Source organism: Bradyrhizobium sp. 137 (assembly GCF_023074095.1).
GTDB lineage: Bacteria > Pseudomonadota > Alphaproteobacteria > Rhizobiales > Xanthobacteraceae > Bradyrhizobium.
Genome location: NZ_JADPKU010000018.1, coordinates 45,528 through 66,733 on the forward strand (window position 1 = coordinate 45,528; position 21,206 = coordinate 66,733).

The window sequence follows — 21,206 nt, forward strand, 5'->3', positions numbered from 1 at the left end:
GGCGCGATATCGGCACCGTCAACCAGAAATTGTGATAACGAAATTATGCGCTCGGATCAGCTTGCGCGCGACGATTTGCGCTCGCCCGTCGCCGCATTCTCTGCCGCGCGACTCATCAGCGAGGCGTAATCGTCGCCGAACAGCACCTGACAGAAGCGGATCGCGGCCTGCACCTGCTGCTGCCGATAGGTGCGGACCTTGTGATCGGCGGAGCGCAGCGACTGCACCAGCTGCTCGGTCGAGCGCTCGACATATTGCTGGAGGTCGGAATAGGTGCGCAGCGTCACCTCGTTGATCGCAAGCTCACTCGCATAGTTGCGGCAGGCCGCGACGAAATCGATCAGCGCCACGGTTTCCTCGACCTCGGTGCTGTCGATTCGCGCCCCCGGCGGAATGTCCTTCTCGGCGCGTTGGCGCAGGATGCGACGAACGCGGCCGGGAACGCTGTCGATCTCGGATTGCAGCGCATTGGAGATGTCGGCGCGGATCGAGACCAGCTGCTTGCCCCAAGCGGAATCGTTGCGCAGGTCGAGCTCGGTGCGCAGGCCGCGCACGCCGTCATGCAGCGCCTTGAGATTGCCGGCGACGTTGTCGAAATTGCCGCGCTTGATGTCCATGCGCAGGACCGCGGCCACACAGGACAGATCGTGCAGGGCGATCGTGACGGCGACACCGTAGGGCGTTGCCGCGACGCGGATCTCGTCGTCCGAGGCGGCAATCTTGATAGCGAGGCGGATGATCTGCCACGGCGCGGTCATCCGCTGCACCACCATGGACAGCGCGAAGGGCAGCATCTGCGGGGTCTGGAGGACTGGAATGTTGAGCGCCGACGTCACCGAGGCGATCTGGGAATCGCCGAAGGCGCGCAGGAAGCGCGGCAACTTCTCGTTCAGGGCGGCGATGGCTTCCCGAACCTGGAGCACCGCACCGATTGAATAGAGGTCCTCGATCACGTTGGGCGGGCCGACACGGGCCAGCGCGCGCGACTTGTCGCCGCCGCCTGGCCCCGTCAGCTCGAAGATGGCGTCCGCCGCCACCGCCTGGAGCCTGGAGGCCAGCGCCTCGACCTGGCCTGCACTGTCTAGCGGTATGCGGGCCAGCGCCGCCTCGAATTCATTGACTTTGTCCGGGGCGCCGTCACGCCCGAGCCATTGCCAGATTGGATGCAGCGAGGAGCGGCGGATTTGTCCGACCCGGACCGGGGTGCCCGCCTCGACCAGGAACGGTTCCAGCACTTGGAAGAGAAGCCGCGACAGATCGTCCGTGCGCGGTGGCGGGGCTTCGTCGGCTTCGCTCTTGCGGACGATCTTGCGCAACTGCTCAAGCACGAGGGTCGCGACAGCCGTGTCCTGGCCGCGCTCCAGCGCGCGCTCGAACTCTCGCATCAGCAGTGCCTGCGACTGCGGCGGGAGCTGCGCGAGATATTCCCTCAGCCGCTCGATCGATGTCTGGCTCATGCGCCCGGGTCATGCACGGTAAAATGGCGGACATGGGATGCGTCCGGGCGCGATCTTAGGAGCTTCCCACTTAAGAAGCCGTTTAGGAAGTCGCCTCGAATGCCCCCCGGTTTTGCCGCAGAAGCATCCGCCACGGCGAAAAATCAAATGAGAACAAGAGATTATAATCCCGGGAGGACCAGTTCGGCTCGCAGGCCCCCGATCGGCGCGCCGCCGAGGGAGAGGCTGCCGCCATAAAGCGCGGCGAGGTCGGTCACGATCGACAGTCCCAGCCCCGAGCCCGGCTTGGACTCGTCGAGCCGCTGGCCGCGTCGGGAGACCTGGGCACGCTCGGCCTCCGACAGGCCGCGGCCGTCATCGTCGACGATGATCCGCAGACGCGGGCCGGCGCCGGCCAGTTGCGGCGTCTCGACCGCAACCTCGATGAAGACGCGTGAGGCTGCCCATTTGCAGGCATTGTCGACCAGATTGCCGACCATCTCATCCAGATCCTGGCGCTCGCCCCGGAACCTCGCAGACGGATCGGCCTTGGCCTCGACCACGATGCCGCGGTCGCGGTGGATCTTCTCCATCGTCCGCCGCAGCGCCTCGATCGCGGGCGCCACCTCCGTCACCGTCGCGACCACCGAGACCCGTGCCGCAATGCGCGCGCGCTCCAGATGATGGGCAACCTGGTCGCGCATCACGTCCGCCTGCTCCATCACCTTGGCCGCGAACGGATCGGCCCCGTGGGCGCCGGCCTCGTTGACGATGACGGAGAGCGGCGTCTTGATCGCATGGGCGAGATTGCCGACATGGGTGCGCGCCCGTTCAACGATTTCGCGATTGGCATCGATCAGCGCATTGGTCTCGCGCGCCAAAGGCGCGATCTCGACAGGAAATTCACCCTCGAGCCGCTCCGCCCGACCCGAGCGGATGTCGGCGATGGATTCCGAGATGCGCTTGAGCGGCGCGAGACCAAAGCGGACCTGGAACACGGTCGTCAGCAGCAGCACGATGCCAAGCGCCGTAAACGTGCCGCCGAGGTAATAGTCGAAGCTCCGCGTCTCGTCGAAAATCTCGGTGTCGTCGCCGGCGACGCTGACGAGAAATTTGCCGTCGGCGCCGAGATCGACCGGCCGCTCCACCATGCGCAGGTTCTGCCCTTCCGGCCCGTCGACATAAGCGAGCCGAATGCCGGCGGCGGTGAGCTCGGCACCCTGCTCTTCCAGTTTCGGCAGTTTCTTGTCCCAGAGCGAGCGCGAGGAGCGCACTTCCGGCTTCTCGGTGTCGGTCCGCGTGATCTGCCAGTACCAGCCGGACAGCGGCAGGTCGAACAAGGGCTCGCCCAGCGACTGGAACTGGCGGTCGGGCGGCTCGTCGGGGGTGGCGACCTCGGCGATCAGCGTGCGGAGATAGAGATTGAGACGGCGGTCGAAGGAGCGCTCGGTGGCGTTCTTGTAGACCGAGGACAGCACGACGCCGGTAACGGCCAGGATCACCACGAGCCACGCGGTCGCCGAGAGGAACAGGCGGTTCGCAAGTGAGCTAGCGGGCATCGGAACGATCCCGGGAGGCGCAGGATGGCAGGGCATCGGTCATGACCGGACCAAGGCCCTTGGCGGGCCGCCCGTCAAGCCGCTTCAAGCGCCGGGACTGGGCGGGGTCAGGAGATAGCCGAGCCCGCGAACGGTCTGGATGATGTCGACGTCGAGCTTCTTGCGGATGCGGCCGACGAAGACCTCGATTGTGTTGGAGTCGCGGTCAAAATCCTGGTCATAGAGATGCTCGACCAGCTCGGTGCGGGAGACGACGCGCCCGGAATGGTGCATCAGATAGGCCAGAAGCCGATATTCGTGCGAGGTCATCTTCACGGGATTGCCTGACACGCTGACCCGGCCCGTCCTGGTGTCGAGCGTAACGGGACCGCAGCTGAGCTCGCTCTGGGCGTGGCCGGTCGAGCGGCGCAGCAGCGCGCGGATGCGTGCCAGCACCTCCTCCAAATGGAACGGCTTGGCGACATAGTCGTCGGCGCCGGCATCGAACCCCTGCACCTTATCGCTCCAGCGGTCGCGCGCGGTGAGGATCAGGACCGGCATGGTACGGCCGTTGCGGCGCCAGGCCTCCAGCACCGAGATGCCGTCCTTCTTCGGAAGGCCGATGTCGAGCACGATGGCGTCGTAAGGCTCGTTGTCGCCGAGATAATGCCCCTCCTCCCCGTCGAAAGCGCGGTCGACGACGTAACCGGCGTCGGTCAGCGCCTTGGTAAGCTGGCGATTGAGATCGGGGTCGTCCTCAACAACGAGCAGGCGCACGCTTCTCTCCAAAGATTGGCTGCCAGAACAGGCTGCATGACCACGGCCAGAGATGAGCAATTCCGGCGTGAACCGAATATGAACGCGGGGAACCGGCCAGGTTACTTTTTGGTCATATACGACCTCTGACGCGCCGACGCGACTGCGCCCGCCACGCAACCGGGCGAGCCGGGGGCATGGCGGGCGCAAAGTGCTGCGTCACGCGGCGAATATGAAGATCCGTGGCGTTCGGATCCAGCCGGGTCAAGTCCGGAAGAACACGAACCAGACGACGGCGAGGATCAGGACGGCAAGGCCCGTCGAGATGGCAAGCAGCGCCGCCACCGAAGGCCCGGGCTCGCCCTGGCGCGCCTCGGTCGGAGTTTCCACGATCTGATGCCGCTCTCGCGTGGTTGCCATAATGCCCTCAATCTCTGGACGTCGCTTCGATAGCCGCGACCTCCTCGCAGCCGATGTCTCGAGCCAACGCGTGATTGAATATGATGTTCCGGCCTTTACGCTTCGATCCGGCAGGAGCGCAGGCCCAGCGGCCGGTTAACGCAGTTGCAAGATTCAGTAACCCGCCTTGCTATGATTCGTTGTTCCCTGATGGTATCCTAGTCGCCTGTCCCCGTTGCGTTTGGAGTAGCCCATGGCCCCCCGCGCCAATTGGAAGGGTTTTCTGCGTCTATCGCTCGTGACCTGTCCGGTCGCGCTCTATCCCGCCACTTCGGATACCGAGAAGGTCTCCTTCAACCAGATCAACCGCAAGACCGGCCACCGCATCAAGTACCTCAAGGTCGATGCGGAGACCGGTGACGAGGTGACGTCCGAGGACATCGTCAAGGGCTACAAGGTCGATACCGACACCTATATCGAGGTCACCAAGGACGAGCTCGACGAGATCGCGCTGGACTCCACGCACACGATCGAGATCGACGAGTTCGTGCCGAAGGCGGACATCGACAACCGCTACCTGATCCGTCCCTATTACCTCGTGCCCGACGGCAAGGTGGGCCATGACGCCTATGCGGTGATCCGCGAAACCATCCGCAGCATGGACAAGGTCGCGATCGGCCGCGTGGTGCTGACCAACCGCGAGCACATCATCGCGCTGGAGCCGCTCGATAGCGGGCTGATGGGCACGTTGCTGCGCTATCCCTACGAAGTGCGGAGCGAAAAAGAATATTTCGACGACATCCAGGACGTGAAGCTGACCAAGGACATGCTCGACCTTGCCAAGCACATCGTCGAGAAGAAGTCCGGCGCTTTCGAGCCCGAGCTGTTCGAGGATCACTACGAGACCGCGCTGATCGATCTCATCAACAAGAAGCGCAGCGGCATGCCGATCACGGCCAAGGCGGCACCGAAGACTGGCGGCAACGTCATCAACCTCATGGACGCGCTGAAGAAGAGTCTCGCGAGCGAGCGGGAGACAGCTCCCGCGGCGGGGGTCGCCAAGGAGACCGTCAAAGGCAAGAAGCCGAAGAAGCGCGTCGAGGGCCAGCGCGAGATGCTGCTGCCAATCGCCGGCAAGAGCGGCAAGGACGCTGCGGCGAAAACCGCGCCCAAAGAGGCTTCGAAAAGGGCCGACAAGCCGGTACGCGCGCCAGCGCGAACGAAGAAGGCCGGTTAGCGACCTCACACTTACGATCTCGCGTGATGTCCCCCCTCGCCGGTCGGCCGGACTGACATGCCCTGGTCGACGGCGTTCGACGATCCAGTTCGTGTGAGCAACAAGCGCAACTTGCTCACGCTTCAGGAGGCGGCGGACTACATCATGCAGCTGCCGGACGACGCGCAGCACGAGGCGCACTGGCAGACTGCCATCGAAACCTTGATCAATGCGGCCGAGACCGGCGGCGGCTGGGTGATGTTTGCCCGCATCGCCATGTTGCGGGCGCTGAATGCGGACGGCCGGCGCGCATGAGAGCGATGGTCGCCACCTTCGGTTGGCATGCTTGCCGACCTCTTGACGAACAGGCTCAATAATCCGCTAAGCGAGACCCTCGTTTTCCGATTTGCGGCGCTCTGCGCGTGAACCAGGATATTCCTGCGGGAGACGAAGTTGAGCACTGGGCCGCGCACACGGCGCAGTCGCAGCCGGGCACGATGGGACTTTGTCGGCCCCCTCGCCGCCGTGCTGAAACGCCGCCTGCCGGCACAACGAGGCCGTCCTAGCGGACGCTGCGGCTGCCACTGAGAGTGCGCCGAATTGCGCGCATTTGGATGGGATGAGGGAACTTTAATTTAATGAATGTCAACGTATGAAGCAGTGGCGCGCTCGCCTGGGTTTAATTGTTTTGGCGCGAAGAAAATCTATTCGATCGATTGACGAGTTCGAAAACGACGCGGCCATACATTGGATCGGATGAAGAGGAGTTGGCAATGAGTTTGCTTAGGTCTTTCCTTGCCGATGAGACTGGCGCCACGGCCATCGAATACGGCTTGATCGCCGCCGGCATTGCATTGGCCATCGTGACCGTCGTGAACAACACGGGCAGCCAGCTCCTCAACAACAAGTTCAACTCGATCAGTTCGTCGATGAAGTAACGGCCGCCGTCGCCCGAGGCGGCGGACTTCCCGGGCACTGACTTCAGCATGGCTCGCGGCGCCTTGCCGGAGCATGCCTTCCCCATCTCGTCATTCCGAGCGCAGCGACGCTTCGCAGCGCCGCGCTTTGACGGCCATGCAAGTCCTGATATCCTTCGGCACGACATGGCTCGACGAGCCATGCCGTCAATGGATGAACCAGAGCTGCTTGAAGGATGCGGATGAGAAGCGTGGCGCTCTTGGCTCTCAGTCTTATGTTGGTCGGCGTCTGCTCGGGCGACAGCGCCAGAGGACAGAGTTCGGCCGCGCCACCGGTTTCGCTTGCTCCCCCCAATACATCGCCGCCACGCGGGAGCGCAACAAACTCCAGAATTCCGCCGGCGCCATCCGGCAGAGAAGCTTCGCCCCCCGTGATCGGCGGTGCGCCGCAGGTGCCGAATCCGGCCGCCGATTACGATGGCTTCAGCATAGGCGCCGCCGACGACCATGACACCCAAAGTCAGGTGACGCCGCCCGTGAGGTCACGTGCAGCAAAGGGCTCCAGTTCCAATCTGGAGACAAATGGCCTCGCGGGGCAATCATCGATTGATCAGGACGATGAGGCGTTGAAGCGAAAGCTGACGATTTGCAAGAATTGCAAATAGGGAAGTTTCTCGGCCGTTGGCAAAAACGGCTGAGTGGCTGGCAAGATTGCAGCCCGCTTGAACACCGGGAGTGGCTCCGCGGATGCAGTTTTCCGGACTGCACGCCAGCCGGGCTACCGCAGCACACCGCATGGCTGACCTACCGCGACTACCGTCTGCTCGCGCTTTACCCTCACCCAATTTCCTGATCCTCTCTCCTCCAATCAGCCGGGCCAACCGGCCAAGCCTCAGGAGAGAGACGCCATGAAACTCGGCACCGCAATCGCGGAAATCATGCGGCGTGAGGGCATCGAGATCCTCTGCGGCTATCCGGTCAACCATCTGATCGAGCATGCGGCGAAAGCCGAGATCCGGCCCGTGATGGTGCGGCAGGAGCGCGTCGGCATCCACATGGCGGACGCGATCTCGCGGGTGTCATCGGGGCGCAGCATCGGCGCGTTCTGCATGCAGCATGGGCCGGGCGCGGAGAACGCGATGGGCGGCGTTGCGCAGTGTTTCGGCGAGTCCGTTCCCGTGCTGGTGCTGCCGATGGGCTATCCGCGCAGGCTTACGCATATCGAGCCGAACTTCAATTCCAGCGAGGCGATGAAGCCATTTGCGAAATCCTCCGAGCCGATCAACCTCGCGGCCGAGGTCGCCAACATCTTCCGCCGCGCCTTCACCAAGCTGAAGAACGGCCGCGGCGGGCCTGTGATCGTCGAGATACCGGCCGACATGTGGAACGAGGAGGTGCCGGAGCCGCTCGACTACACGCCGGTGCTGCGCACGCGCTACGGCGCCGATCCTGTTCACGTGAAGGAAGCAGCCAGCCTGCTCGTGAACGCAAAACGGCCGGTGATCTATGCCGGCCAGGGCGTGCATTACGCGCAGGCGTGGCCGCAACTGAGACGGCTGGCCGAACGGCTGGCTATCCCCGTCACCACCAGTCTTGGCGGCAAGTCGTCCTTTCCGGAAACACATCCGCTCTCGCTCGGTTCGGGCGGGCTCGCGGTGCCGCGCGCGGTCCCGAAGTTTCTGGCTGAAGCCGACGTCATCTTCGGCGTCGGCTGCTCCTTCACCGAGACCAATTTCGGCATCGCGATGCCGAAGGGCAAGACCGTCATCCACTCCACGCTCGACCCGAACCATCTCAACAAGGATGTGGAAGCCAGGATCGGCCTCGTCGGCGACGCCGGCCTCGTGCTCGATGCACTGCTGGAGGAGATCGGCAGGTCGGTTACGTCCGATCGTGATGCCTCCGTGGTCGCGGCGGAGATTGCGGCCTCACACGAGCAGTGGCTGGCGAAATGGATGCCGAAACTCACCAGCAACGATGCGCCACTCAGCCCGTATCGGGTACTCTGGGACCTGCAGCACACCGTCGACATCCACAACACCATCATCACGCATGATGCCGGCAGCCCGCGCGACCAGCTCTCGCCATTCTGGAAATCGGTCGAGCCTCTCAGCTATCTCGGCTGGGGCAAGACGACGCAGCTCGGCTATGGGCTTGGGCTCGCGATGGGCGCCAAGCTCGCGAAGCCGGACAAGCTCTGTATCAATGTCTGGGGCGATGCGGCCATTGGCTTTACGGGCATGGATTTCGAGACCGCGGTGCGCGAGCGCATCCCGATCATGTCGATCCTGCTCAACAATTTCTCGATGGCGATCGAATTGAAGGTGATGCCGGTCTCGACCGAGAAATATCGCTCGACCGACATTTCCGGTGACTACGCCGCGATGGCGCGCGCCTTCGGCGGCTATGGCGAGCGTGTGTTGAGGCCGGAGGACATCGTGCCCGCGATCAAGCGCGGGATCCAGAAAACGCGGGAAGGGATACCAGTGCTGCTGGAGTTCATCACCAGCAAGGAAACGGAGGTGTCGCGGCCGGGCACGTGAGCCCGGCCGGGCTTCAGCGGCGGGGCGTTGGCTCCGGCCGCAGAAGATGTGATAATCCGGCCCGGTGCCGCGCTTGTCGCGGCATCAAGCCGGATTAGGAATGACCGTCCCTTCCAACGAAATCGAAGAACTCGAACAGCGATTGCAGTCGGCCGCAACCGAGAATGCACGGCTGCGCGGCGAGCTTGCGGTCGCGCGGGATCGCCAGAACGCCAGCGCCGAGATCTTTCGTACCATCGCAGCCTCGCCCTCCGACGCCCGGCCGGTCTTCGCGGCGATCGCGTCCAGTTCGAAACGCCTGCTCGACGGCTTCTCCGCCACCGTACTTCAGTTCATCGGCGACGAGCTGCACCTCGTGGCGTTCACGCCGACCAGTCCGGCGGCGGACGAAGGGCTCAAGGCGTCGTTCCCGCGCAAGATCGCGGACTTCCCAACGTTTGCCCTCGTGCGCGATGGCGAGACGATCCAGTTTCCCGACAGCGAGGCTGCCGACGTCCCGGAGCTGAACCGAAGGCTGGCGCGGCTGCGCGGCTTCCGCAGCGTGCTGTTCATGCCGCTGATGAACCGGGGCGCCCCGGTCGGCATGATCAGCGTCACGCGCGCCGAGCCTGGCGCGTTCGCGCCCGATCTCGTGCAGCTGCTCCAGACCTTTGCCGACCAGGCCGTGATCGCGATCGAGAATGCACGGCTGTTCAACGAGACGCGCGAGGCGCTGGAGCGCCAGACCGCAACCGCCGACATCCTCAAGGTGATGGCCGCCTCGCCATCCGACGTGCAGCCGGTGTTCGAGGCCATCGCCGCCAATGCCAATCGCCTGATCGGCGGCTTCTCCACGGCGGTACTGCGCTACATCGACGGCGCCGCGCACCTTGCGGCATTCACCCCGACCGATCCGGCCGGGGATCGTGTGCTCCAGAATTCCTTTCCGGTGCCCTTTGCGCAGTTCCCGCCATACCCGCTCGTGGCCAATGGCGCCGCGGCGCAACTGCCCGACACCGAGCTCGAGCCGGCCGCGCGCGACATCGCGCGCGCCCGCGGCTATCGCAGCATGCTGTTCACGCCGTTGATGAGCGAGGGCGAAGCCATCGGCATCATCATCGCCACGCGCCGGGCGACCGGCCGCTTCGCCGAGCATCACGTGCGGCTGCTACAGACCTTCGCCGACCAGGCGGTGATCGCGATCAAGAATGTGAGCCTGTTCAACGCCACCAGGGAAGCGCTGGAACGTCAGACCGCGACTGCCGACATCCTCAAGGTGATCGCGGCCTCGCCTGCCGACGTGACGCCGGTGTTTCAGGCCATCTCCGACAGCGCCAAGGCGCTGATCGGCGGGCACTCCTCCACCGTCACACGCGTCGTCGACGGCATGCTGCATCTGGCAGCCTTCACCACGGACGTTGAGGCCGGCAACGCAGACTTGCTCAGCTCCTTCCCGACGCCGCTGTCGGCGTCAGGCATTCACAGCCGGGTGGCAAGAAGCGGACAATATGCCTTCCGCAGCGACATGCAGAGCGAACCCGATCTCACCGAGGCCATGAAGGAGTTGGCGCGGACGCGGGGCTATCGCAGCATCCTCGTGGTGCCGATGCTGCGCGACGGCATCGCGATCGGCACCATCGCGGTGACGCGGCGGGAGCCCGGTCATTTTCCGGAGAAGGCGATCAATCTGCTCAAGACCTTTGCCGATCAGGCCGTCATCGCGGTCGAGAACACGCGCCTGTTCAACGAGGTGCAGGACCGTACCCGCGAGCTAGCAAAATCGCTCGACGACTTACGCGCCGCGCAAGACCGGCTGATCCAGACCGAGAAGCTTGCATCGCTGGGCCAGCTCACCGCCGGCATCGCCCATGAGATCAAGAACCCGCTCAACTTCGTCAACAATTTTGCTTCTCTCTCCGCCGAGCTGACGGACGAGCTGAACGAGGTGCTTGCGCCTGTCATGCTCGCAGACGACATCCGCGCGGAGGTCGACGAGCTGACGGGGCTTCTGAAGGGCAATCTGCAAAAGGTTGTGCAGCACGGACGACGTGCCGATTCCATCGTCAAGAACATGCTGCTGCATTCGCGAGAAGGCGGCGGCGACCATGGGCTGAGCGACATCAACGCGCTGGTCGAGGAGAGCCTCAACCTCGCCTATCACGGCGCACGCGCCGAGAAGCCGGGATTCGACGTGACGCTGAAGCGCGAACTGGATCCCGCGGCCGGGCAAGCCGAAGTGTTTCCGCAGGAGATCACCCGGGTGCTGCTGAACCTGATCTCGAACGGCTTCCACGCGGTCACCAAGCGCAAGGCCGAGGGCGCAGCCGATTACGATCCGGTGGTGATCGCTGCGACGCGCGACCGCGGCGACAGCATCGAGATCCGCATCCGCGACAATGGCACCGGCATTGCGGACGAGGTCAGGGAGAAGATGTTCAATCCGTTCTTCACCACCAAGCCAGCCGGCGAAGGCACCGGCCTCGGGCTGTCGATGAGCCACGACATCGTGGTGAAGCAGCACGGCGGCACCATCGACGTCACGACGGAGCCCGGCGCATTCACGGAGTTCACGATCCTGCTGCCGCGGAAGAGCAGCTTTCCGGAGCGAAGCCGCGCCTAACTGGCTGCGATTCCCTACTCCGCCATCTCGACCGGCTGCGCGGTGGCGGGCCCGGCGAGCGGCCGCTCCTCCATCGCAATCAGGCAGAGCGCGGCGATGGTCATCAGCGCGGTGGCGGCGCCGAACACGTAACGGAAGGCGTGCCGCATCTCGTCGGCGGGGATTGCGACGCTGCCTGCGGCGTGATGCTCGCCCGCGAGCGGAACGTCGGTGCCGAGCGCGATCAGCAGGATCGCCGCGAACGCCGCGACCGTGAACGAGGACATCAGCGAGCGGAAGAAATTCATTGCGCCGGTGATGGTGCCGACTTGCGGACGCGCGACCGAGTTCTGCAGCGAGACCACGCACACCGGGAAGGTCGTGCCGAGACCGAGCGCGAACGCGGCCATCAGCGTGAGGAGGCCCCATAGCGGCAAGGTCGTGAGTGTGAGGCCAAGGCCGCACAGCGCAGCCCAGGACGTGCCGATGATGGCGACGCGCTTGTAGTGCTTGGCGCGCGCCATGGTGCGGCCGGCAATCGCCGCGCCGCAGGTCGAAACCGCCGCGAGCGGAATCAGCGCAAGCCCGGCCTCGCTGGCGGTGAGATGATAGACCTGCTCGTAATAAAGCGGCAGTTGCACGGTGAGGCCCGTGATCGCGCCGAGACCGCAACCGCCGGCCGTCAGGGCGAACGGCGCGACAGTCCCACCGAGCAGCGGCAGCGGCAGGAACGGCTCGTCCGCACGCCGCGCGTGCCAGACAAAGGTCACGACGAGCGCGACGGCGCCACCCAGCATCGCAAGCACGGCCGGCGACAGCCAGGCATAGCGCGTGCCGCCCCAGGTCAGCACCAGCATGAACACGACGGCGGACGCCATCAGCAACACGCCGCCGAGCCAATCCACCTTTCGCTTGCGGTGGAACACCGGGATCTTTTTCATCCTCGGCAGCAGCAGCGCGATCGCGGCGGCTGCCAGCGGCAGGTTGATCCAGAAGATCATCGACCAGTGCAGATGCTCGGCGAACACGCCGCCGATGACCGGGCCGAGGATGCCGCCGACCATCCAGACGCTGGAGAAATAGGCTTGGTATTGGCCGCGCTCGCGCGGTGAGACGACGTCAGAGATCACTGTCTGCACCACCGGCATGATGCCGCCGCCGCCGAGGCCCTGAAGACCGCGCGCCAGAATCAGCATCGGCATGTTCGGCGCGATCGCGCACAGCACCGAGCCCGCGACGAACAGGCTGAGCGAAGTGATGATCATGGCCTTGCGGCCGTAGATGTCGCTGAGCGTGCCGAACACCGGCGCGACCGCGGTCGAGGCGAGCAGATAGGCCGTAATCACCCAGGACAGGCTGGAGACGTCCTGGAACTGGCGTCCGATGGTCGGCAGCGCGGTCGCCACGATGGTCTGGTCGAGCGCGGCCAGGAACATCGTCACCATTAGGCTGATGACGATGGTGCGGACCTCGTCCTGTGACAGCGGCACTGGCGGGGCGACGGATGGCGCGTCATCGACGCTGATGACTTCGCTCGGAAGGCGGGACAGCTCTTCGGCAATGTCGTCAGGCAACGCCTGGATGTCGGCAGAACTGCTCTGCCGGTCGAACTTGTTCATCTCGCTCGGACGTCGTGTGGCGGCGCAACGCCGCGAAGGATTCGTTCTATGCAGCCCAATGTAGACAGCAAAATCCTTCCCGGGCAGGCACCGGGGCGCATGGGTGCATCCCGCCGCCGGGTCATCCCGAACCCGTGATCCGGAGTCTGCGGCAGTCAGTTCTTCGGCCGTCGCTTCAGGCGGGCTCGTTTCGGCAGCGCGGCCGGCCATTGCACGATGTGGTCCTCGAGATCCTCGTCCGGGATCTCCTCCTCGCTGCCCTCGACCCGGCCACGTACGGAGACGCCGGCCTCATGCACGGTATTGGGATCGCCTGACACCAGCGGATGCCACCAATAGAGGTCGCGCCCCTCGGCAACTAGCTTGTAGGCGCAGCTCGGCGGCAGCCAGTTCAGGATGCGGACATTGGCCGGGGTGAGGCGGACGCAGTCCGGAACCTTGTCGGAGCGATTCGGGTAGTCCTTGCAGGCGCAGCTCGCCCCATCGAGCAGCTTGCAGCCGATATGGGTGAAATAGATCTCGCCGGTGTCCTCGTCCTCGAGCTTGTTCAGGCAGCAGCGCCCGCAGCCGTCGCAGAGGCTTTCCCATTCATCCTGAGACATCTCTTCCAACGTCTTGGTTTTCCAGAAGAATCCTTCCTGGCCGGAAGGTCGTTTGGGAGCTGCGGTCATGCGCCTCAACAAGAGTTCGAAAGAGCTACGGCGATGTCATCTACGGCGTGCGGCTGTGCAGGTGCAAGCAGAGGCCCTTTGAGGCCCGTAATGACCCGGGGCCAATTAGGCCTGTTGTTCAAAATCGCGAGCGTGGCCATTGGTTTATGGGCCCTGCTCGGCTAGAACGAACAGCAAGTCCCCAAAGGACGCGAACCGGGCGCCTTGGGTTTGCCGCAACATTCCCGCAAGACGTCTCGATGCCGCCCCGGCCGGGTGCTTGAACGCTTTCGAAGCAAGCCGCAAGGGTTCTAGGTGCGCCAGATCATACCACCGCATTGGAAGCAGAAGATCCGGAATTTCCTCCTGGATCTCGATGCGCGCATCGACTCCTCGCTATTCTCCTCGGCCAAGGGCATCCGCGAGCTCTACGAGCGCTACTCGACCTTCATGGACCGGTTCTATGTCGGGCGGTGGAAGCGCTGGGTGTTCATCGAGCCGCTGTCGGAAGCCGCCACCGTCGGCCTCGGCGGCCTGGTCGTGATGCTCACGCTCGCCATCCCCGCCTTCCGCGAGACCGCGGACGAGGACTGGCTGAAGAAGTCCGACCTCGCGGTGAGTTTCCTCGACCGCTACGGCAACCCGATCGGCAGCCGCGGCATCAAGCACAACGACTCGATCCCGCTGGAAGACTTTCCGGACGTGCTGATCAAGGCGACGCTGGCGACCGAGGACCGCCGCTTCTACGACCATTTCGGCATCGACGTCGCCGGCACCGCGCGCGCTCTCGTCACCAATGCCCAGGCCGGCGGCGTTCGCCAGGGCGGTTCCTCGATCACCCAGCAGCTCGCCAAGAACCTGTTCCTGAGCAACGAGCGCACCATCGAGCGCAAGGTCAATGAGGCCTTCCTCGCGATCTGGCTGGAATGGCGCCTGAGCAAGAACGAGATCCTCAAGCTTTATCTCGACCGCGCCTATATGGGCGGCGGCACCTTTGGCGTCGATGGCGCCGCGCATTTCTACTTCAACAAGTCGGCGCGCGACGTGACGCTGGCGGAAGCGGCGATGCTCGCCGGCCTGTTCAAGGCGCCGACCAAATACGCCCCGCACATCAACCTGCCCGCCGCCCGCGCCCGCGCCAACGTCGTGCTCGACAACCTCGTCGATGCCGGTTTCATGACTGAGGGCCAGGTGTTCGGCGCCCGCCGCAATCCGGCCTTCGCGGTCGACCGCCGCGACGAAGCGTCGCCGAACTATTATCTCGACTACGCCTTCGACGAGATGCGCAAGCTCGTCGACACCTTCCCGAAGTCCTACACCGAGCGTGTCTTCGTGGTACGCCTTGCGATCGACACCAATGTGCAGAAGGCCGCCGAGGACGCGATCGAGAACCAGCTGCGCCAGTTCGGCCGCGATTATCACGCGACACAAGCGGCGACCGTCGTCGCCGATCTCGACGGCGGCATCCGCGCTATGGTCGGCGGCCGCGACTACGGCGCCAGCCAGTTCAACCGCGCCACCGACGCCTATCGCCAGCCCGGCTCCTCGTTCAAGCCCTACGTCTACACCACCGCCCTGCTGAATGGCTACACGCCGAACTCGGTCGTGGTCGACGGCCCCGTCTGCATCGGCAACTGGTGCCCGCAGAATTATGGCCATTCCTATTCCGGCTCGGTGACGCTGACCCAGGCGATCACGCGCTCGATCAACGTCGTGCCGGTGAAGCTGTCGATCGAGATCGGCCGGCGGGATCAGCCGAAGGCGCCGAACCCGGCCAAGGTCGGCCGCGCCAAGATCGTCGAGGTCGCCCGCCGTTTCGGCATCAAGGCGCCGCTGCCCGATACGCCGTCGCTGCCGATCGGCTCGGACGAAGTCACGGTGCTCGAGCATGCCGTCGCCTATGCGACGTTCCCGAACCGGGGCAAGGCGGTGACGCCGCATTCGGTACTGGAGGTGCGTACCGGCGCCGGCGACCTCGTCTGGCGCTGGGACCGTGACGGTCCGAAGCCGCGCCAGGCGATCCCCGCCTCCGTTGCGGCCGACATGGCGGGCATGATGAGCCACGTCGTCAGCGAAGGCACCGCGCGCCGCGCTGCGCTGGACGGCATTCCGACCGCGGGCAAGACCGGCACCACCAACGCGTATCGCGACGCCTGGTTTGTCGGCTACACCGGCAATTTCACCTGCGCGGTGTGGTACGGCAACGACGACTACTCGCCCACCAACCGCATGACCGGCGGCTCGCTGCCGGCGCAGACCTGGCACGACATCATGGTCGCGGCGCATCAGGGCGTCGAGGTGCGGGAGATCGCCGGCATCGGCATGGGTCAGAAGCTGCCGCCGCAGCATGTCAGCAACGCGCAGGCCAATGCGGCGCCGAAGGTGCTGGAGACCAAGCCCGGTCCGCCGCCCGTGCTGACCAAGCGCGGCGCCGACGTTCTGGTGCGCGTCGAGAAGCTGCTGGATGATGCGGCCAAGACGGCGAACAAATCGGCCGCCGACACCAAGCCGGCCTCGTCGACGAGTGCGCTCGCCTTCCCGCAGAACTATGCGGAAGAGAACGCCAACGCCTCCGCCCCGCGCAAGAACTGATCGAAACCCGTGCGGCTGATCCTGATCACATTGACGGCCCTTCTGCTCGCGACGGTGGTCGGCGTCGGCGCCACCTGGATGACGACGACGCGCGGCACCGAGATCGGCGCGCTGACCATCGGCGCCTGGACCGCGCGCCCGCGCACCGGCACCGCCGACGTCGATCCCTATTCGCGCGCCACTATTGTGCGCAACGGCGAATTGCCGATCGGCACCGGCGACGGCGTCGCCTTCACCGCGACCACCGACGACAAGAAGAAGGCGCTCGACGGCCGCTGCGACGTGATCGTCTCCGGCGTGACACCGCCGGCGCGGTTCTGGACGCTGACGCTGTACGACCGCAAGGGCCACCTCGTCGCCAATTCGCTGCAGCGCTACGGCTTCACCAGCCAGGAGATCGTGCGCCAGTCCGACGGCTCGTTCGAGATCCGCATCGCCTCGCGCTCGCGCGCCGGCAATTGGCTGCCGACCGGCGGCATCGAGCGCTACGCCTTGATGCTGCGCCTCTACGATACCCCCGTCGGCGTCGCCACTCGCACCCAGCGCGATGCGCCGATGCCGCAGATCACGACGGTGGGCTGCTTATGATCCGCCTGTTGTTCACCATCGTTGCCGGCATCATTCTAGGTCTCGTGGTCCATCTCGTCAGCGTGCTGGCGCTGCCGCGGATCGCGACGCAGGACGCCTATTCGCGGCTGACGCCGATGACGAAGGTGAACGCCGTCACCCAGCTTCCCCTCGCCGATCCGCAGACCTCACCGATGCCGTTCATGGATCCGGCCTTTGCGCTCGCGATCTGCCGCTACGATCTGTCGGGCGGGCCGATCAAGCTGACCGTGCCGGTGAGCCCGGCCTACACCTCGGTGTCGTTCTACACCCGTAACGAGATCGCCTATTACGCCATCAACGACCGCTCCGCGGGCCGCAAGGTGATCGAGCTCGACCTGATGACGGAGGCGCAGCACAACGAGCTGCCCGAGGACGAGGAGGTCACCGCGGCCGACCGCCTGATCATCGATTCCCCTGCTACCACCGGGCTGATCGTGATGAAGGCGCTCGCCCCCGAGCCCGGCCTGATGCCGCAGGCGCAAGGCTCGCTCGCGGCCGCGACCTGCGCCCCCCAGACCGAGCCGCCGGCCAAAGCCGAAGCGCCGCGCAGCCGGCGCTGAAGCGCGCCGCTTCGGCAGCGCAGCAACAAAACTGCGAAAACAACCCCATGCACAGTAGCCAAGCTACTGAAGTCAAGACCGTTTTCATGTCGGCATTTCCTCCATAGCGGCCGCGAGGCGCTGGGCTCGGGCCAAACGTCCTTTTGACACGTCGGGCAAAACACCGGCACAATGCCATCATCGAGGGATCGGCCGTTGCGCGTGCGGAACCGCGCGGCCGACAATTGCTCCCCAGTAATCTGACCGCAGCCGCGATGGCGGGAGATGTCAGGCGACAGTAGGACGCAATCGAAAATCGATTGCGCCCGTTGAAGCAGCACGTTTCCAGCGCTATCGATCTGAAAAACTTGCGTTAAGCGGGAGAAACGCATGAGCACCATCACCGGCGGCTGTCACTGCGGCGCAATCCGTTATCAAATCGAGGGCGAAGCAATCGTGCACGCGCTGTGCCACTGCCGCGATTGCCGGCTTCACGCCGGCGCTCCGCTCGTCGGCTGGACGATGTATGCGGAGGATGCGGTCAAGGTGACCAAGGGCGAGCCCAAGGTGTACCGGTCTTCGGAACATGCTCGGCGGCGCTTCTGCGGTGACTGCGGAACTGGCCTGTTCTACGTCAACGCCAACATGCCTGGGATCATCGACGTCCAGAGTGCGACCTACGATGATCCCGATGCCGTGCCGGCCACGATGCACATCCAGGTCGCCGAGCGTCTGCGCTGGATGGAGCGTGCACACGAGCTGCCGACGTTCGATCGCTTTCCTCCGCAGCCCTAGCGACAGGCGTCGATCCGGCTTCGCGCCAACGTTTAAGGCATTCCAGCCGCGAGCTTGATCCGCGCCTCAAAACTCCAACTTGTCGCGTATGGCTTCGATCCCGGCTTTCGCGCACGCTTCGTCCGCGTCGCCGCCCGGAGCGCCGGATACGCCGACCGCTCCGACCAGAGAGCCGCCTGCTTCGACGATCAGCCCGCCTCCGATGATGACTGTTCCGGGAAGATTTCGAATGCCCGCCTGCATCATGCCGGGTTGGCTGATCGCATTCAGATCGGTCGTACTGGTCTTGAACGACGCAGCTGTCCACGCTTTGCCGGATGCCGTTATTGGCGTGTGAGGACCTGCAAAGCGGTCGCGCAGCATCACTTGCGTTAGACCGGAGCGATCGACGACAGCGACGGCAACCTGGTAGCCACGGGCGCGGCAGCTATCCAACGCGGCACGCGCGAGATCGAGCGCCAGCTCCGGACTAAGCGATTTGTAGGCAACGAGGGCTTCTTCCGCCTCCATTGGACTGATGCACGCGATCAGCAGGGCGGTCGCGACCGACAGACATCGAGCGTTCATGGCTAACTCCGGCGAGGTTGGGCAGATGCTATTTGACCTCACCATATGCCAGATCATCGAACAGGGTCACGCTATCCGCCTTGGTCCACAGGCCGATCATCCCGGCATTCGTAATCGTGGCGTCCTCCACCTCGAATAACGGCTTTCCATCAAAGGTCACCTTGAATCGATGTCCCGCGAAGTCGCAACGCAACGCGTGCCATTGCCCGGACGCCACCGGTGTGCGGACGCCATATCCGCCCTTGCGACCGACAATCTCCAGTGACGTTCGAATGCCGTTGATTGTCTTGTAAAGCACGACATTGTCCTCCAGTGCGTTGGCCCGCACGACGTAGTAATTGTCGGCATCCTTGGCGCGCCAGATGATTCCCGCGGCGCGATCTTCGGACCCGGTAACCGCCTTGAACTTCACTTCAACAAAACCGTCGCGGATGGTGGTACCACTCTTGATGGCGACCGGAAAAGTCGCCCGTCCGGATTGCTTGAGGACGTTCGGCTTGCTTGGCGCTGTGGGCTCGGCCTCGACGGTCCATTTCGATTCTCCCTGACCGGTCTTCGTTAAAGTCCATCCTTCCGGCGGCATTCCGGCCGGAACGTTGTCAAAATTCAGGGTCTCGGCCATGGCGTTCCCTCCCAATAACCAAATCAGCATGGATGCAAGAGCAAGCCACGCCCATGCGGAAGGTCGCAACGAAAAGTTTGTGGCGGTGCCTATCATCAATTTTCCTATCATCAACTTTTCGGTCCATCGGATCGGCGTGCGGCTTGCCTCGGCTCATCTGCAGTCATCGTTCGCCGGAGAATACCAGAAGGCGATCACCTCCAGGCAGTCGGGCGCCGTGTGCGCAATGAAGACGCCGCGCGTCTTCGGATCGAAGGCGGCGTCATCGAAATCGCTGTTCAGGCCATTCGGGACCGGGATGAAGCCCAAGCTCTTCAGTGGCATGAAGCCTCATGGTCAGCGGGAGGAAAACGGCAGTGTCGACGCGATCAGCGAGAGCCCGGCGATCAGCAGCAATGCCAGCACAGACTTGCGAAAGGTCTCGTCGTCGATCATTCCGAACAGCTTGAATCCGGACCAAAGGCCGGCGACCATGAAGGGAACGCCGAGTACGTACAGCATCAGTGTTTCCTTGGTGATCGTGCCGGCCGCCGCCTGGGACAGAGAGATGACCACGAAGGCGACGAACAGCACCGGCTGAAAGACGGCCCGCTGCACATCCTTCGGCCAACCTCGCCACTGGCACGATATCGTGGAGATGACGCCGCCGAGTCCTGTCAGCCCGCCAAGCATCCCGTTTGAGATGCCGATCGCGATATCGGCGCCGGTCCCGATCTTCATCGGCGCGAACACCGGCCTTGTGAGGCCATATATCGAGTAGACCAGCAACAATAATCCGACGCCGAACCTCAGATAGACGGGATCGAGATAGGCGAGAATTCCAACGCCGATCGGAATGCCGATGACGGTTCCTAGCGCGAGCGGCCATGCCTTGCGCAGATCCACCACATGTCGCAGCTTGTACATGCCGTAACCCTGGGTGAGCAGACCGTATCCAGCGATCAGAGTGGCGGTCTGTATCGGCGTGATGATGTGCAGCCAGACGCCGGAAACCACCAGACCCATCGCAAAGCCCGAGAAGCCGCTGACGAAACCGCCGACGAGGGCGGCAAGAGCAAAGACAGTGAAGACAAGAACATCCATATGACCGTCCCCGGAACGAGGTGGCGAGCGCTTGGATGGGAATCCATCTCACGGGGAGCTCGCGGTACCCCCGAAATCATCAGGTGTTATGTCAGACGCTTCTCCCGCTTACCTCCCGTCCTCGCGATATGCTGCAAGATGCCGGCGAGCACATAGCTGCTGGCCTTGGCGCCATAATCGACGTGACAGGTGCTCGTACATGTTGAGCGCCAGAATCGGCGTTCCGCCGGCAGGCTGTCAGTGACCCGACGCCCACTGATTGACGAGCCTGCGATCGCGCGGCGACCGGCCGACCGCGAGGTCCTGACGCGAGAGGAATAGAAGGGTTTGGAGATGGATAGGCAAACGGCAGACATGCAGCGTCCTTATCGAAAAAGGGACGCGATTCTTGGGCATGTCGCCTCACGGGGAGATCGCTTCCCCGTACCCGCAACTATTGCGCAGCAGGCGGATTTGTCAAATGCCCTCCGCACTCCGCTCTGACCAGCGGATGGATATTTCAACTGACTCGTAGACAACCAGCGCTTGCGAGCGTCCGGAGGTTGGCTGTCGATTCACCGCCGTTCACGATCGTCAGGATGAGCTCGCCAATCTCGGCCCACGGTTTGATGCTCCTGCCCGGATGAGTCAGCTCGACCCGCGCGTTCGCCTTCGCTGCCGCCTTGCGCTTTCCAATCACGGCCAATCTGAACGTCTTCAGCATCCTTTCTGTCCTGCTCGCGGGCCTGCTCGGCCTGCCCGGGCGTT

20 protein-coding genes and 1 pseudogene are annotated in these 21,206 nt (G+C 64.1%); 10 read left to right on the forward strand and 11 right to left on the reverse strand.

Annotated elements, in window-relative coordinates:
• Positions 1 to 56: 56 nt before the first annotated feature.
• The 4 genes from IVA78_RS03410 to IVA78_RS03425 all read right to left on the reverse strand — a co-directional run bounded on the left by IVA78_RS03410 (position 57) and on the right by IVA78_RS03425 (position 4,150).
• Positions 57 to 1,457 carry a hypothetical protein gene (locus tag IVA78_RS03410; protein ID WP_247275857.1) on the reverse strand — a complete coding sequence of 467 codons (1,401 nt, stop codon included), beginning with the start codon at positions 1,455 to 1,457 and terminating at the stop codon, positions 57 to 59.
• Positions 1,458 to 1,618: 161 nt separating this feature from the next.
• Complete coding sequence (locus tag IVA78_RS03415; RefSeq protein ID WP_247275858.1) at positions 1,619 to 2,995, reverse strand: sensor histidine kinase; 1,377 nt, start codon at positions 2,993 to 2,995, stop codon at positions 1,619 to 1,621.
• Positions 2,996 to 3,079: 84 nt separating this feature from the next.
• Positions 3,080 to 3,751 carry a response regulator transcription factor gene (locus IVA78_RS03420; RefSeq protein ID WP_247275859.1) on the reverse strand — a complete coding sequence of 224 codons (672 nt, stop codon included), beginning with the start codon at positions 3,749 to 3,751 and terminating at the stop codon, positions 3,080 to 3,082.
• Between the two features lie 243 nt (positions 3,752 to 3,994).
• Positions 3,995 to 4,150 (reverse strand): hypothetical protein, encoded by a 156-nt coding sequence (locus tag IVA78_RS03425; RefSeq protein ID WP_247275860.1) that lies wholly within the window; start codon positions 4,148 to 4,150, stop codon positions 3,995 to 3,997.
• Positions 4,151 to 4,382: 232 nt separating this feature from the next.
• Here IVA78_RS03425 and IVA78_RS03430 point away from each other — a divergent pair, with 232 nt between their 5' ends.
• The 6 genes and pseudogenes from IVA78_RS03430 to IVA78_RS03455 all read left to right on the forward strand — a co-directional run bounded on the left by IVA78_RS03430 (position 4,383) and on the right by IVA78_RS03455 (position 11,404).
• A complete protein-coding gene (locus IVA78_RS03430; protein ID WP_247275861.1) occupies positions 4,383 to 5,366 on the forward strand; it encodes a Ku protein in 984 nt (327 codons plus the stop codon).
• 57 nt (positions 5,367 to 5,423) lie between these two features.
• Positions 5,424 to 5,660, forward strand: coding sequence for a hypothetical protein (locus IVA78_RS03435; RefSeq protein ID WP_247275862.1), 237 nt, complete (start codon positions 5,424 to 5,426; stop codon positions 5,658 to 5,660).
• A 458-nt stretch (positions 5,661 to 6,118) separates the two neighbouring features.
• Positions 6,119 to 6,283, forward strand: coding sequence for a Flp family type IVb pilin (locus IVA78_RS03440; protein ID WP_247275863.1), 165 nt, complete (start codon positions 6,119 to 6,121; stop codon positions 6,281 to 6,283).
• Positions 6,284 to 6,693: 410 nt separating this feature from the next.
• The gene (locus IVA78_RS34520) at positions 6,694 to 6,927 is read left to right on the forward strand and encodes a hypothetical protein (RefSeq protein ID WP_346015464.1); all 234 of its coding nucleotides are present in this window, start codon (positions 6,694 to 6,696) and stop codon (positions 6,925 to 6,927) included.
• Positions 6,928 to 7,161: 234 nt separating this feature from the next.
• A pseudogene (locus IVA78_RS03450) lies at positions 7,162 to 8,805 on the forward strand (thiamine pyrophosphate-requiring protein); the annotation flags it as partial.
• A gap of 100 nt (positions 8,806 to 8,905) precedes the next feature.
• Entirely contained in the window at positions 8,906 to 11,404 is a 2,499-nt protein-coding gene (locus IVA78_RS03455) for a GAF domain-containing protein (RefSeq protein WP_247275866.1), read from the forward strand.
• Between the two features lie 14 nt (positions 11,405 to 11,418).
• On the opposite strand, the gene IVA78_RS03460 is transcribed toward IVA78_RS03455, so the two are convergent.
• Complete coding sequence (locus IVA78_RS03460; protein ID WP_247275867.1) at positions 11,419 to 13,002, reverse strand: MDR family MFS transporter; 1,584 nt, start codon at positions 13,000 to 13,002, stop codon at positions 11,419 to 11,421.
• 155 nt (positions 13,003 to 13,157) lie between these two features.
• Entirely contained in the window at positions 13,158 to 13,673 is a 516-nt protein-coding gene (locus tag IVA78_RS03465) for a YcgN family cysteine cluster protein (RefSeq protein ID WP_247275868.1), read from the reverse strand.
• A gap of 294 nt (positions 13,674 to 13,967) precedes the next feature.
• On the opposite strand from IVA78_RS03465, the gene IVA78_RS03470 reads away from it, so the two are divergent.
• The 4 genes from IVA78_RS03470 to IVA78_RS03485 all read left to right on the forward strand — a co-directional run bounded on the left by IVA78_RS03470 (position 13,968) and on the right by IVA78_RS03485 (position 18,187).
• Positions 13,968 to 16,244: a PBP1A family penicillin-binding protein gene (locus IVA78_RS03470; protein ID WP_247275869.1), complete on the forward strand. Its 2,277-nt coding sequence runs from the start codon at positions 13,968 to 13,970 to the stop codon at positions 16,242 to 16,244.
• A gap of 9 nt (positions 16,245 to 16,253) precedes the next feature.
• On the forward strand, positions 16,254 to 16,832 hold the full coding sequence (locus IVA78_RS03475; RefSeq protein ID WP_247275870.1) for a DUF1214 domain-containing protein: 579 nt from the start codon (positions 16,254 to 16,256) through the stop codon (positions 16,830 to 16,832).
• On the forward strand, positions 16,829 to 17,413 hold the full coding sequence (locus tag IVA78_RS03480) for a DUF1254 domain-containing protein (RefSeq protein WP_247275871.1): 585 nt from the start codon (positions 16,829 to 16,831) through the stop codon (positions 17,411 to 17,413). The genes IVA78_RS03475 and IVA78_RS03480 overlap by 4 nt, the downstream gene beginning before the upstream one ends.
• 369 nt (positions 17,414 to 17,782) lie before the next feature.
• On the forward strand, positions 17,783 to 18,187 hold the full coding sequence (locus IVA78_RS03485) for a GFA family protein (RefSeq protein WP_247275872.1): 405 nt from the start codon (positions 17,783 to 17,785) through the stop codon (positions 18,185 to 18,187).
• Between the two features lie 66 nt (positions 18,188 to 18,253).
• Here IVA78_RS03485 and IVA78_RS03490 read toward each other — a convergent pair whose 3' ends face one another.
• From IVA78_RS03490 to IVA78_RS03510, 5 genes are all read right to left on the reverse strand, one after another.
• Positions 18,254 to 18,754: a heme-binding protein gene (locus IVA78_RS03490; RefSeq protein ID WP_247275873.1), complete on the reverse strand. Its 501-nt coding sequence runs from the start codon at positions 18,752 to 18,754 to the stop codon at positions 18,254 to 18,256.
• Between the two features lie 28 nt (positions 18,755 to 18,782).
• Positions 18,783 to 19,376: a hypothetical protein gene (locus tag IVA78_RS03495; protein ID WP_247275874.1), complete on the reverse strand. Its 594-nt coding sequence runs from the start codon at positions 19,374 to 19,376 to the stop codon at positions 18,783 to 18,785.
• A gap of 153 nt (positions 19,377 to 19,529) precedes the next feature.
• On the reverse strand, positions 19,530 to 19,700 hold the full coding sequence (locus tag IVA78_RS03500; RefSeq protein ID WP_247275875.1) for a hypothetical protein: 171 nt from the start codon (positions 19,698 to 19,700) through the stop codon (positions 19,530 to 19,532).
• Positions 19,701 to 19,712: 12 nt separating this feature from the next.
• Complete coding sequence (locus IVA78_RS03505) at positions 19,713 to 20,459, reverse strand: sulfite exporter TauE/SafE family protein (RefSeq protein ID WP_247415461.1); 747 nt, start codon at positions 20,457 to 20,459, stop codon at positions 19,713 to 19,715.
• Positions 20,460 to 20,958: 499 nt separating this feature from the next.
• On the reverse strand, positions 20,959 to 21,162 hold the full coding sequence (locus IVA78_RS03510) for a hypothetical protein (RefSeq protein WP_247275876.1): 204 nt from the start codon (positions 21,160 to 21,162) through the stop codon (positions 20,959 to 20,961).
• Positions 21,163 to 21,206: the final 44 nt, after the last annotated feature.

Excerpts from the sequence above, each read along its gene's own strand:
- IVA78_RS03500 (WP_247275875.1), bottom strand. The coding sequence starts at position 19,700 with ATGCCACTGAAGAGCTTGGGCTTCATCCCGGTCCCGAATGGCCTGAAC.
- IVA78_RS03430 (WP_247275861.1), top strand. The coding sequence starts at position 4,383 with ATGGCCCCCCGCGCCAATTGGAAGGGTTTTCTGCGTCTATCGCTCGTG.
- IVA78_RS03410 (WP_247275857.1), bottom strand. The coding sequence starts at position 1,457 with ATGAGCCAGACATCGATCGAGCGGCTGAGGGAATATCTCGCGCAGCTC.
- IVA78_RS03490 (WP_247275873.1), bottom strand. The coding sequence starts at position 18,754 with ATGAACGCTCGATGTCTGTCGGTCGCGACCGCCCTGCTGATCGCGTGC.
- IVA78_RS03455 (WP_247275866.1), top strand. The coding sequence starts at position 8,906 with ATGACCGTCCCTTCCAACGAAATCGAAGAACTCGAACAGCGATTGCAG.
- IVA78_RS03505 (WP_247415461.1), bottom strand. The coding sequence starts at position 20,459 with ATGGATGTTCTTGTCTTCACTGTCTTTGCTCTTGCCGCCCTCGTCGGC.
- IVA78_RS03485 (WP_247275872.1), top strand. The coding sequence starts at position 17,783 with ATGAGCACCATCACCGGCGGCTGTCACTGCGGCGCAATCCGTTATCAA.
- IVA78_RS03440 (WP_247275863.1), top strand. The coding sequence starts at position 6,119 with ATGAGTTTGCTTAGGTCTTTCCTTGCCGATGAGACTGGCGCCACGGCC.
- IVA78_RS03425 (WP_247275860.1), bottom strand. The coding sequence starts at position 4,150 with ATGGCAACCACGCGAGAGCGGCATCAGATCGTGGAAACTCCGACCGAG.
- IVA78_RS03460 (WP_247275867.1), bottom strand. The coding sequence starts at position 13,002 with ATGAACAAGTTCGACCGGCAGAGCAGTTCTGCCGACATCCAGGCGTTG.
- IVA78_RS03415 (WP_247275858.1), bottom strand. The coding sequence starts at position 2,995 with ATGCCCGCTAGCTCACTTGCGAACCGCCTGTTCCTCTCGGCGACCGCG.
- IVA78_RS03435 (WP_247275862.1), top strand. The coding sequence starts at position 5,424 with ATGCCCTGGTCGACGGCGTTCGACGATCCAGTTCGTGTGAGCAACAAG.
- IVA78_RS03510 (WP_247275876.1), bottom strand. The coding sequence starts at position 21,162 with ATGCTGAAGACGTTCAGATTGGCCGTGATTGGAAAGCGCAAGGCGGCA.
- IVA78_RS03495 (WP_247275874.1), bottom strand. The coding sequence starts at position 19,376 with ATGGCCGAGACCCTGAATTTTGACAACGTTCCGGCCGGAATGCCGCCG.
- IVA78_RS03465 (WP_247275868.1), bottom strand. The coding sequence starts at position 13,673 with ATGACCGCAGCTCCCAAACGACCTTCCGGCCAGGAAGGATTCTTCTGG.
- IVA78_RS03480 (WP_247275871.1), top strand. The coding sequence starts at position 16,829 with ATGATCCGCCTGTTGTTCACCATCGTTGCCGGCATCATTCTAGGTCTC.